Genomic DNA, 11,268 nt, shown 5'->3' on the forward strand with positions numbered 1-11,268 from the left:
ATGGCAAGATTGCACCAGCCTTTGCTGGTCAGGCAATCCAACCCTGACGATTAATCAGCCTGTTTACGCAAAAACGCTGGGATATCATATTCTTCAATCCCGGAGTTTTTCATGGCTTCAACCTGTGCACGACGGCTGTTGCTGGTAAATACCGCTGGCTCATCTTCTTCCACCACCGTGTTGAAGATCGGCTGGTTGGTCGTACCGTCACGCAGCGTGGTCATGACTTTGAGCTCAGGCTTGGCCTGGCGTTTGCCCAGTGAACCGTTCAAACCGGTGGCTACCATGGTCACGCGCAGGTTGTCACCCATGCTTTCGTCCATCACATTACCCACGATCACGGTCGCATCTTCAGCGGTGAACTCTTTGATGGTGTTCATCACATCATAGTATTCACGCATTTTGAAGCTGCCACTGGCGCTGATGTTGACCAATACACCACGGGCGTTTGCCAGGTTGACGTCTTCCAGTAACGGGCTGGCCACCGCTTGTTCAGCCGCGATACGTGCACGGTTAGGGCCGCTAGCTTCGGCAGACCCCATCATCGCCATGCCCATTTCAGACATCACGGTGCGTACGTCAGCAAAGTCGACGTTGACCATACCTGGGCAATTGATGATTTCAGCAATGCCAGAAACTGCGTTATGCAACACGTCGTTGGCAGCACGGTAGGCTTCCACTACGGTCACGTCTTCACCCAATACGTCCATCAACTTTTCGTTAGGGATAACGATAAGAGAGTCGACATACTGTGAAAGTTCTTCCAGGCCTTCTTGTGCCACTTTGGCGCGCTTGCCTTCAAATGCAAAAGGCTTGGTCACCACAGCCACCGTCAGGATACCCATTTCACGCGCCACTTCGGCAATAATGGGTGCCGCACCAGTACCAGTACCGCCACCCATACCTGCAGTAATAAACAACATGTCAGCACCATCAATGGTTTCTGCAATGCTGTCGCGGTCTTCCAAAGCAGCTTCGCGGCCGATTTCCGGCTTGGCGCCAGCGCCCAGACCTTTGGTGATATCAGAACCAATTTGCAGCACGACTTTGGCATGGCTCTTCTTCAGTGCCTGCATGTCGGTGTTGGCGCAAATAAACTCAACGCCAGTCACGCTCTTGGTCATCATGTGCTCAACGGCGTTACCACCGCAACCACCGACACCAATTACCTTGATCACGGCGCCGTCATTCTCTTTGTCAAAAATCTCAATCATACTAACCCTCCATTGCCTATTATTTGAGTGATTGGTTTGCCCCGCACACTCGCCCTAAAACAGTTTAAAAAACAACAAAACCCTAAAAATTACCGGTAAACCAACTCTTCATCCGCTCCAGCAATCTGCCAACTGAGCCAGATTGCAAATTACCCACCATTTGTTTTTCTACCTGCTGCTTGGCCATCAGCAACAAGCCTATGCCGGTGGCATAACGTGGATTGCCCACCACTTCGGACAATCCTTCCACGCCCCTGGGCACGCCCAGGCGTACCGGGGTATGGAAAATTTCTTCACCCAACTCAACCATGCCGCGCATCTGTGCCGCGCCACCAGTAATCACAATACCGGAGGCAATCATGGATTCCATGCCGCTGCGGCGCAGCTCTTGCTGCACAAACTCATAAATCTCTTCCACCCGGTCTTCAATCACCTCGGTCAAGGCCTGGCAAGACAACTGGCGTGGCTCACGGCCATCCACCGCCGGCACTTCCACCACTTCACGCGGATCAGCCAGCTGGCGCAAGGCACAGCCATGCTTGACCTTGATTTCTTCTGCTGACTGCGTCGGCGTGCGCAAGGCCACCGCGATGTCATTAGTAATCTGGTCACCGGCAATTGGGATCACGGCCGTATGACGAATGGCGCCATTCTTGAACACAGCCAAATCAGTCGTACCACCACCAATATCCACCAGGCACACGCCCAGTTCTTTTTCATCATCAGTGAGTACGGACTCACTCGACGCCAATGGTTGCAAAATCAGGTCACTCACTTCGAGTCCGCAACGCTTGATGCACTTGACGATATTCTGTGCCGCCGCAATGGCGCCAGTGACGATATGCACACGCACCTCGAGGCGAATACCGCTCATACCCAAGGGTTCGCGCACATCTTCCTGACCGTCGATAATGAATTCCTGGGTCAGGATATGCAGAATCTGCTGGTCAGCAGGCAGGGCAATCGCGCGGGCGGTTTCCACCACGCGGTCGATATCCATCTGCGACACTTCGCTCTCTTTAATCTTCACCATGCCATGTGAATTCAGGCTCTTGATATGGCTGCCAGCAATGCCTGAGTACACGGTATTAATTTTGCAATCCGCCATCAGCTCGACTTCTTCAATCGCACGCTGAATCGCCTGCATGGTGGAGTCAATATTCACCACCACGCCTTTTTTCAAGCCACGGGAAGCATGTTGCCCGACACCAATCACCTTCAATGTGCCTTCCGGCAAAATCTCGGCCGCAATCGCAACAATCTTCGAGGTGCCGATATCCAGCCCCACGATTAAATTCTTATCTTCTCTGACTCTACTCATGTCTTTTCCTTGAACTTCTTTCTGGCAGTCTTATTCTCAGGCGCCACTGCGCGGCATGCGCAAGGCAAAGCCGTTGGGGTAACGCAAATCGGCATAACGCCAGTCACTTTCCGCGATACTTGCCTGCTGGCGATACGCCGACACAAACTGTTGTAATCGCTGCTTGGCCGCTTCACGGCCCAGCATCATTTGTCGACCATCCACGGTCTTGATCTCCCAGGCACGGCGTGAGGACAAACTCAACTGCTGAATCTGCAGTGGTGTATCCGTCAGCATCTGGGCAAAACTGGCATAGCCTTGCGCCACTTCTTTGATCGCATCGCCCGGGCCGTAAAAAGTCGGCAATTGTTCGTCAGACGCGGCCTGGAACAACTCACCATGGCGGTTGACCAGTGCCACGCCGCCCCAGCGACCTAGGGCCTGATGTTCTTCAATCTGCACGACAATGGTGTCCGGCCACTGGCGACGTACACTCACCTTGCGTGCCCAGGGCAATTTTTCAAATGCGGCACGCGTACGCTGCAAATCCAGGGTGTAGAAGTTCCCCTTGAGGTACTTGCTGACGATCAACTGAATCTGCTCATGATTGACATGATCCAGGTTGCCTTCGACCTGTACCTGCTTGACCGGGAAGATAGGCAAATGCAGCACCACAAACAACATGGCGTAAAGCAGCATCACCACTGCCAGTGAAAACAGCAGGTTGGCGATCCAGTTCAGCAATGTTGGTCTATCCCACATCGTCGTAGTCGTCCTCTTTACACTTCACGCAACGTTTGTTGCAAAATACGAATCACCAGTGCCTCAAAGTCCATGCCAGCAGCCTTGGCCGCCATCGGCACCAGGCTGTGATCCGTCATACCCGGGCTGGTATTCACTTCCAGGAAATAGTGCTTACCAGACTCATCCATCAGAAAGTCGACACGGCCCCAGCCACGGCAACCCAGTACGTTAAAAGCCTGCAAGGCTTCGGCCTGGATTTGCTTTTCCTGTTCGGCAGACAGGCCGCTCGGGCAGCGATACTCGGTGTCATCACGCAAATACTTGGCTTCGTAATCGTAATATTCGTTTTTAGGCACGATGCGCACGATAGGCAGTGCAGTCTCACCCAGGATGCCGACGGTATACTCGCCGCCACCGACAAACTGCTCGGCAATCACCAGCGGGTCTGACTGTTTGGCCAGGTGATAAGCCGCCATTAAATCGCCCGCCTGTTTAACTTTGCTTACACCAATGCTGGAGCCTTCGTTGGCCGGTTTTACAAACAGCGGCAAGCCAAGCGCAGTGACTACATTTTCAGCGTGCGTGCGGTCGTCCATCAGCACATAGTTAGGCGTGGTGACGCCAGCAGCTGTCCACAACAATTTGGTGCGCCATTTATCCATGCCCAGCGCAGAGGCCATGACGCCGCTACCGGTGTAAGGAATGTCCATGAGTTCTAGCGCACCTTGAATCGTGCCGTCTTCACCGTAGCGGCCATGCAAGGCGATAAAGGCGCGGTCAAACGCTTTCAAGGCAGACAGGTCCTGACTGGCCGGATCAAACGCATGCGCATCCACGCCCTGACGTTGCAATGCCGCCAAGACAGCAGAACCACTTTTGAGCGACACTTCACGCTCGCCAGAACGGCCGCCAAACAGTACCGCGACCTTGCCAAATGACTGTTGACTCACACTCATACTTTTAAAACACCTTCCCCAATCACTTTCACTTCCTGTATTAACGCGATCCCTTGCTGTTCAAGCACCGTGGTTTTAACGTGCTCAATCAAGGTTTCAATGTCAGCCGCTGTCGCCTGACCCAAATTCACAATAAAGTTGGCATGCTTTTCAGACACCTGCGCCCCACCAATGGTGGTGCCTTTGAGTCCCGACGCTTCTATCAACCTGGCAGCAAAATCCCCCTCAGGATTCCTGAACGTTGACCCTGCGCTCGGCATATTCAGTGGCTGGCTCGCCAGGCGTTTTGCCAGCAACTGCTTGATCTGTTCGGCAGACGCCTTACCATCGCCTGCGGGCACCGTAAACCAGCCGCCCAGAAACCACTCGTCTGCCGCCGGATGCACCACATGGCGATAGCTAGGCTGGTATTCCGTACGTGATCGCACTTGCACATCACCACGACGATTAATCGTTTTTACCTGATCTACCCATTGCCAGGTTTCGCCGCCATAACAACCGGCGTTCATCGCCAGCGCACCGCCTACGGTGCCTGGAATGCCTGCCATAAACTCCGCACCTGCTTTATTGTGACTGGCAGCAAAACGGGCCAATTTAGCGCAAGTCACACCGGCATCGGCGTACACACGCTCACCCTGAATCTCCAGCGCTTGCAGTGCCTGATGCATGACCACGACTGTGCCGCGCACACCGCCATCACGCACCAGCAAGTTACTGCCCAGACCAATAAAGGTCAGTGGTTCGCCGGCTGGCAACTGCTGCAAAAATTGCTGCAAATGCTCTACGCTATCAGCCAGCACCAGGCGATCGGCCGGACCACCGACGCGCCAGCTGGTATAGCGTGCCAATGGCTCGTTATTCAGCACTTGCAGGCCAGTCGCTTTTAATCCTGAGGCGCTCATACGCTAGCCAACTCTCTGGTTTTCGCTGCAACGCTACCAATATTGCCAGCGCCCATCACCACCACTACATCACCCGGTTGTACACTTTCCAGAATGGTGGCTGGCAGTTCATCTGTGGTTTCGACAAAGCGTGGCTCGACCTTGCCATTCACCCGAATCGCGCGAATCAGGCTACGCGTATCCGCGGCCACAATCGGTGCTTCTCCTGCCGAGTACACTTCTGTCAGCAACAAGGCATCAACGGTGGACAACACTTTGACGAAATCTTCAAAGCAGTCACGCGTACGCGTGTAACGATGCGGCTGGAACGCCAGCACCAGGCGGCGGTCTGGAAAAGCGCCACGCGCCGCCGCAATCACAGCCTGCATCTCAATCGGGTGATGGCCGTAGTCATCCACCAGGGTAAAGTGCCCGCCATTGGCCGGAATCTCGCCATAACGCTCAAAACGGCGACCAACGCCGCGGAACTCTGCCAGGGCTTTCAAAATGGCGGCATCCGGCACATTTAATTCGGTGGCAATAGCAATCGCGGCCAGCGCGTTCAATACATAATGATGGCCGGGCAAGTTCAGTGTCACTTCGTTACGCACGGTCACGCCGTTTTTACGCACTAGCGTGAAATGCATCTTGCCGTTATCGGCCACAATATTCTCGGCGCGAATCGCAGCCTCTTCATGTGTGCCGTAAGTGGTAACCGGGCGGGTCACGCGTGGCAGGATTTCACGCACATTGGCATCATCAATACACAACACCGCCATGCCCCAGAACGGAATCTGCTGCAAAAATTCAACAAACGCAGTTTTGAGCTTTTCAAAACTGTGTTCATAGGTGTCCATATGGTCCTGATCGATATTGGTCACCACCGCCATGATCGGGGTCAGGTGCAAGAAGGACGCATCAGATTCATCGGCTTCCACCACGATCCACTCGCCGGTACCCAGGCGTGCATTAGCGCTGGCAGCTTCCAGCTTGCCGCCGATGACAAAGGTCGGGTCCATATCTGCTTCGGCCAGGATGCTGGCAATCAGGCTGGTGGTCGTGGTTTTGCCATGCGTACCTGCGATGGCAATGCCTTGCTTGAAGCGCATAAGTTCTGCCAACATCACTGCGCGTGGAATCACCGGCACCTTACGCGCGCGTGCGGCGATAATTTCCGGGTTCTCTTCGTTAATCGCGCTGGATACTACCACCACGTCCGCATCATTGAGATGCTCGGTCGCGTGTCCCTGAAACACCGTTGCGCCAAAGCCTTGCAAACGTTTGGTGGTCGCATTGCTGGCCAGGTCAGAGCCGCTGACTTCAAAGTCCAGGTTCAGCAACACCTCGGCAATGCCGCTCATGCCTGAGCCGCCGATACCGATAAAATGTATTTTTTTAACTTTATGTTTCATGCTGAACCCGGTGTTCCTTTTTTATTGCCTGTCGCCAGTTGCTGGCAAATTTGTGCAACCTGTTGCGTGGCTTGCGGCCTGGCCAACGCCCGTGCTTTCTGTGCCATCGCCAGGCAAGTCGGTCTATCCAGCATTTGCAAAGTCGCCGCTAATTGCGCGACATCCATATCACGTTGCTGTATGAGTAAAGCGGCGCCCGCCTGTTGCAAATAGGCCGCATTCGTTGTCTGGTGGTCATCCACCGCAAACGGGAACGGCACTAGGATGCTGGCGGCACCAACATTAGCCAGTTCAGCCACGGTCAATGCCCCAGCGCGGCAAATCACCAAATCCGCCCAGGCATACACTTCTGCCATATCGTGGATAAAGGCACGGCAATCTGCAGCTACACCAGCATCGGCATAAGCCTTTTTCAGTGCTTCAAACTGTTTTTCACCGGCCTGGTGAATAATCTGCGGACGCGCATTGACAGGTAATTGCGCAAACGCCTGTGGCAACAAGGTATTCAACGCCACTGCACCCAGGCTGCCGCCCACCACTAACACACGCAGCACGCCATGATGCTCGGCAAAACGTTGCTCCGGCGTGGGCAATGTCGTAATGCCTTCACGTACAGGATTACCTACCATCTCGCCTTTAGTGCCCAAAGCCCCCGGGAAACCAGTCAATACACGGTGAGCGATCTTGGCCAACACTTTATTGGTCAGCCCTGCAATTGAGTTTTGCTCATGAATCACCAGCGGCACGCCAGCTAACCTGGCCATCACACCGCCCGGAAACGCAGCAAAACCGCCCATGCCCAGCACCACATCCGGCTGATGTTGACGGATCGCCTGCCTGGCTTGTGCAAAGGCACGCACCAGCTTCACCGGCAAAGTCAGCCAGCCCAGCAGGCCTTTGCCACGCACGCCTCGCATGGTCATCATGGCTTTGTCATAAGGTTTGTCGACAATCAGGCGATTTTCCATACCGCCTTCAGTGGCCAGCCAGACGATTTTCCAGCCTTGCGCATGCAGCGCGTCGGCCACCGCCATGGCTGGGTAAACATGCCCACCGGTGCCACCGGCCATCACCATCAATGTGTATGAACGGCTCATCAGTTCAAGCCTTTCTGCAAGCGACGGTTCTCGAAATCGATACGCAGCAGCACCGACAGCGCAATGCAATTCGCCAGGATNNGAACATGGGCCTGCTGCCGCCGTAAGACAACAATGGCAAAGTCAGCCCTTTGGTCGGCAGCAGGCCCATGTTCACGCCCATATTGATAAAGCCTTGCACGCCCATCCACACACCAATGCCTTGCGCCAGCAAGGCAGAGTAATAACGTTCGTTAGCCACGGCTTCTTTGGCAATACTGAAGGCGCGAATGACCAGCCAGGCAAACAGCAACACCACTACCAGCACGCCGACATACCCCAGCTCTTCAGCCACCACCGCCAACAGGAAGTCGGTATGCGCTTCTGGCAAGTACAATAATTTTTCCACGCTGCCACCGAGCCCTACACCCCAGAACTCGCCACGGCCAAACGCGATCAGCGCATGTGACAACTGGTAACCGGTATCAAACGGGTCATCAAAGGGATTCAGGAAGCCTTTCATACGTTCCAGACGATAGGGCTCCATCACCACCAGGCCGATCACAGCCAATGGCAATGCGCCCAGCATGGCCAGGAACACCTTGAGGTTGACGCCGCCCAGCCACATGATGGAGAAAGCAATGGAGGCGGTGACGGCAAAGGCACCGAAATCCGGCTCCTTCAGCAGCAACACACCGACAAATACCATCACACCCAGCATGGGCAAGAATCCTTTTTTAAAGCTATGCATGCTACCGGCTTTGCGTACAGCGTAATCGGAGGCATACATGGCGATAAACAGCTTCATGAGCTCTGAAGGTTGCAGATTCATAACGAGCAAGGAAATCCAGCGACGGCTGCCATTGACCACTTTGCCGATGCCGGGAATCAGCACCATGATCAGCAAGACGATGCCCATAATGAACAGGTAAGGCGACATCTTTTGCCACCAGGCCATAGGCACCTGGAACACAATCACGGCCGCCACCAGGCCGACCACGATATACAAGGCCTGACGCATCAGGAAATAAGTGCTGTTATGACCAAACATCTTGCTTGAGTCTGCGTAAGCAATCGAGGCGGAATACACCATGACCATGCCAAACGCCAGCAAGGACAACACCACCCACAACAGCGATACATCGTAACTGGGGGAGTTATAACGCTCGCGGTTCATCATCAATGGCCCAAGCATGCGGCCTCCATGGCTTTCACAGCCTCAACGAATACTTCGGCTCGATGTTCGTAATTGCGGAACATATCAAAGCTGGCACAAGCTGGTGATAACAGAACTGCGTCGCCTTCTTCGGCCAGGGTTTTGGCAATATGGACAGCGGCGGTTAAGTCGACAGCATCGACGACTGGCAATTGCAGGTTATGCAAGACTTGCTGGATTTTTGGCGCATCGCGACCGATAAGCACCACGGCTCTGGCGTGATGCAAAATCGCTTCACGCAAAGGCGTAAAGTCCTGGCCCTTGCCATCACCACCGGCAATCAATACTACTTTCTGTGGCTTGCCCTGCTTGAGCATGCCACTAATCGCAGCGCAGGTCGCGCCCACATTGGTGCCTTTAGAATCATCATAGAAATCGACATCGTCGATATTCGCCACCCACTCTACGCGATGCGGCAAGCCTGCAAATGCTTGCACCGTATGCAGGATAGAGACTTTGTCGATGCCGATCGCTTGCGTCAGCGCAATGGCTGCCAGCGCGTTGGCGATATTGTGTTTGCCACGAATCTGCAAGCTGTCAGCTTCAATGTAATGACGGTTGCCCGCGCATAACCAGCCGGCGTCGTTGAGTCCGTAATCATTGATCGACGGTGCCGGATTCACACCAAACGATACCTGTGGCAACTGACCGGCCAAGGCCGCGCTGGCAGGGTCATCACGATTCACCACAGCAATGCGCGCGTGCTGGTAAATGCGTGCCTTGGCTTGCGCATAGCCTTCCATGCCGTCATAGCGATCCATATGATCTTCAGACAGGTTGAGAATAGTCGCCGCATCTATTTGCAGCTGATGGATCCCTTCCAGCTGGAAGCTGGATAACTCCAGCACATAAACATCAGGTGCCGTCATCTGCAAGGTATCCAGCACTGGCAAACCGATATTGCCGGCAACAATGGTATTCAATCCAGCCTGCTTGCAGATTTCACCCACCAGTGACGTGACGGTTGTTTTACCGTTGGAACCGGTAATCGCGATCACCTTGGCATAAGGGGCACGAAAGCGCGCAAACAACTCAACATCGCCGACCACATGCTTGCCCTGCGCCATCAGCTGTGCAATGACTGGCTCATTGAGAGAGACGCCAGGACTGGCCACAATCAAATCCATGCTGGATAACAAGGCATGGTTAAAAGGCCCCAGGTGGCACTCCACCTCCGGAAACTCCGCAAGCAAACGATCTTGCCCAGCCGGGTGCAGGCGTGAGTCGAACATCACTACATCTGCACCCATATGGCGCAGCCAGCGCAAAGCCGAGAAGCCGGTGTCACCCAGTCCCAGTACTGCAATCCGCTGTTGTTCAAACTGTTTTTTCATGTTCACGCCTGACGATGCATTCCGTGTCTTATCGCAATTTCAAGGTGGATAACCCCACCAGCACCAACATCATGGTAATAATCCAGAAACGCACGACGACTTGCGTCTCTTTCCAGCCTTTTTGCTCGTAGTGATGATGCAAAGGCGCCATCAGAAAAATACGCTTGCCGGTACCTGTCATCTTCTTGGTATATTTGAAATACAGCACCTGTGCCGCCACCGAGAAGGTTTCAATCACAAACACACCGCCCATGATGAACAGTACGATCTCCTGGCGCACAATCACCGCCACTACACCTAGTGCAGCACCCAGTGCCAGCGCGCCGACATCGCCCATAAACACTTCTGCCGGATAAGCGTTAAACCACAAAAAGCCCAAGCCGGCACCCGCCATGGCCGCGCAAAACACCATCAATTCGCTGGCACCGGCGACATAAGGAATACCCAGGTATTTGGAGAACACCGCGTGACCAGCCACATAAGAGAAAATCGCCAGCGCACTGCCGACCATCACGGTTGGCAAGGTCGCCAGGCCATCCAGGCCGTCGGTCAGGTTCACGGCGTTGCTGCTACCGACAATCACCAGGTAAGTCAGCACGATGAAGCCCACCGCGCCCAGCGGGAATACCAGGTGCTTAAAGAAAGGTACGATCAACGTCGTTTCAACCGGTGTGGTCGACGTGGCATATAAAAACCCTGCTACCCCCAGGCCAACCAGGCTTTGCCAGAAATATTTAGCTTTGGCAGACAGGCCTTTAGGGTTTTTATAGACCACTTTGCGGTAGTCATCGACCCAGCCCACTGCGCCAAATCCCAGTGTCGTAATCAGCACTACCCAGATAAAGCGGTTATGCAAATTACCCCATAGCAAAGTCGACACTGAAATCGCCACCAGGATCAGGGCACCACCCATGGTTGGTGTACCTGCCTTGACCAGGTGTGTTTGTGGACCATCATCACGTACCGCCTGGCCGACCTTGTACTCGGTCAGCTTGCGAATCATGGCCGGGCCAACCAGGAATGAGATCGCCAGCGCCGTCAGCGTCGCCAGGACGGCACGGAACGTGATGTAGTTAAACACATGAAATCCATGTACATCCGATGCCAGCCATTTCGTCAGTTCTAATAACATATG

General features: G+C 54.2%; 9 protein-coding genes and 1 pseudogene. All 10 read right to left on the minus strand.

Annotation, left to right across the window (positions count from 1 at the left end; genetic code table 11):
• Nucleotides 1–50 precede the first annotated feature (50 nt).
• Nucleotides 51–1,214 carry a cell division protein FtsZ gene (gene ftsZ / locus B3355_RS07985; RefSeq protein ID WP_019883475.1) on the minus strand — a complete coding sequence of 388 codons (1,164 nt, stop codon included), beginning with the start codon at nucleotides 1,212–1,214 and terminating at the stop codon, nucleotides 51–53.
• Nucleotides 1,215–1,296: 82 nt separating this feature from the next.
• Nucleotides 1,297–2,535: a cell division protein FtsA gene (ftsA, locus tag B3355_RS07990; protein WP_019883476.1), complete on the minus strand. Its 1,239-nt coding sequence runs from the start codon at nucleotides 2,533–2,535 to the stop codon at nucleotides 1,297–1,299.
• 36 nt (nucleotides 2,536–2,571) lie between these two features.
• Nucleotides 2,572–3,276: a cell division protein FtsQ/DivIB gene (locus B3355_RS07995; protein ID WP_019883477.1), complete on the minus strand. Its 705-nt coding sequence runs from the start codon at nucleotides 3,274–3,276 to the stop codon at nucleotides 2,572–2,574.
• Nucleotides 3,277–3,293: 17 nt separating this feature from the next.
• A complete protein-coding gene (locus B3355_RS08000) occupies nucleotides 3,294–4,214 on the minus strand; it encodes a D-alanine--D-alanine ligase (RefSeq protein WP_292782398.1) in 921 nt (306 codons plus the stop codon).
• The gene (murB, locus tag B3355_RS08005; protein ID WP_292782402.1) at nucleotides 4,211–5,116 is read right to left on the minus strand and encodes a UDP-N-acetylmuramate dehydrogenase; all 906 of its coding nucleotides are present in this window, start codon (nucleotides 5,114–5,116) and stop codon (nucleotides 4,211–4,213) included. Before murB ends, B3355_RS08000 begins: the two co-directional genes overlap by 4 nt.
• The gene (gene murC, locus B3355_RS08010; RefSeq protein WP_024930569.1) at nucleotides 5,113–6,507 is read right to left on the minus strand and encodes a UDP-N-acetylmuramate--L-alanine ligase; all 1,395 of its coding nucleotides are present in this window, start codon (nucleotides 6,505–6,507) and stop codon (nucleotides 5,113–5,115) included. The genes murB and murC overlap by 4 nt, the downstream gene beginning before the upstream one ends.
• Nucleotides 6,504–7,604 (minus strand): undecaprenyldiphospho-muramoylpentapeptide beta-N-acetylglucosaminyltransferase, encoded by a 1,101-nt coding sequence (murG, locus tag B3355_RS08015; RefSeq protein ID WP_292782407.1) that lies wholly within the window; start codon nucleotides 7,602–7,604, stop codon nucleotides 6,504–6,506. Before murG ends, murC begins: the two co-directional genes overlap by 4 nt.
• A pseudogene (ftsW, locus tag B3355_RS08020) lies at nucleotides 7,604–8,778 on the minus strand (putative lipid II flippase FtsW). Before ftsW ends, murG begins: the two are co-directional and overlap by 1 nt.
• Nucleotides 8,763–10,133: a UDP-N-acetylmuramoyl-L-alanine--D-glutamate ligase gene (gene murD, locus B3355_RS08025; protein WP_292782410.1), complete on the minus strand. Its 1,371-nt coding sequence runs from the start codon at nucleotides 10,131–10,133 to the stop codon at nucleotides 8,763–8,765. The pseudogene ftsW and the gene murD overlap by 16 nt, the downstream one beginning before the upstream one ends.
• A gap of 28 nt (nucleotides 10,134–10,161) precedes the next feature.
• Nucleotides 10,162–11,265: a phospho-N-acetylmuramoyl-pentapeptide-transferase gene (mraY, locus tag B3355_RS08030; protein ID WP_292782413.1), complete on the minus strand. Its 1,104-nt coding sequence runs from the start codon at nucleotides 11,263–11,265 to the stop codon at nucleotides 10,162–10,164.
• Nucleotides 11,266–11,268: the final 3 nt, after the last annotated feature.

Origin of the sequence: Methylophilus sp. UBA6697, assembly GCF_002454655.1 — a bacterium.
In the GTDB taxonomy this organism is placed as follows: Bacteria; Pseudomonadota; Gammaproteobacteria; order Burkholderiales; family Methylophilaceae; genus Methylophilus.

Excerpts from the sequence above, each read along its gene's own strand:
- murB (WP_292782402.1), bottom strand. The coding sequence starts at position 5,116 with ATGAGCGCCTCAGGATTAAAAGCGACTGGCCTGCAAGTGCTGAATAAC.
- B3355_RS07995 (WP_019883477.1), bottom strand. The coding sequence starts at position 3,276 with ATGTGGGATAGACCAACATTGCTGAACTGGATCGCCAACCTGCTGTTT.
- mraY (WP_292782413.1), bottom strand. The coding sequence starts at position 11,265 with ATGTTATTAGAACTGACGAAATGGCTGGCATCGGATGTACATGGATTT.
- ftsZ (WP_019883475.1), bottom strand. The coding sequence starts at position 1,214 with ATGATTGAGATTTTTGACAAAGAGAATGACGGCGCCGTGATCAAGGTA.
- B3355_RS08000 (WP_292782398.1), bottom strand. The coding sequence starts at position 4,214 with ATGAGTGTGAGTCAACAGTCATTTGGCAAGGTCGCGGTACTGTTTGGC.
- murG (WP_292782407.1), bottom strand. The coding sequence starts at position 7,604 with ATGAGCCGTTCATACACATTGATGGTGATGGCCGGTGGCACCGGTGGG.
- murD (WP_292782410.1), bottom strand. The coding sequence starts at position 10,133 with ATGAAAAAACAGTTTGAACAACAGCGGATTGCAGTACTGGGACTGGGT.
- ftsA (WP_019883476.1), bottom strand. The coding sequence starts at position 2,535 with ATGAGTAGAGTCAGAGAAGATAAGAATTTAATCGTGGGGCTGGATATC.
- murC (WP_024930569.1), bottom strand. The coding sequence starts at position 6,507 with ATGAAACATAAAGTTAAAAAAATACATTTTATCGGTATCGGCGGCTCA.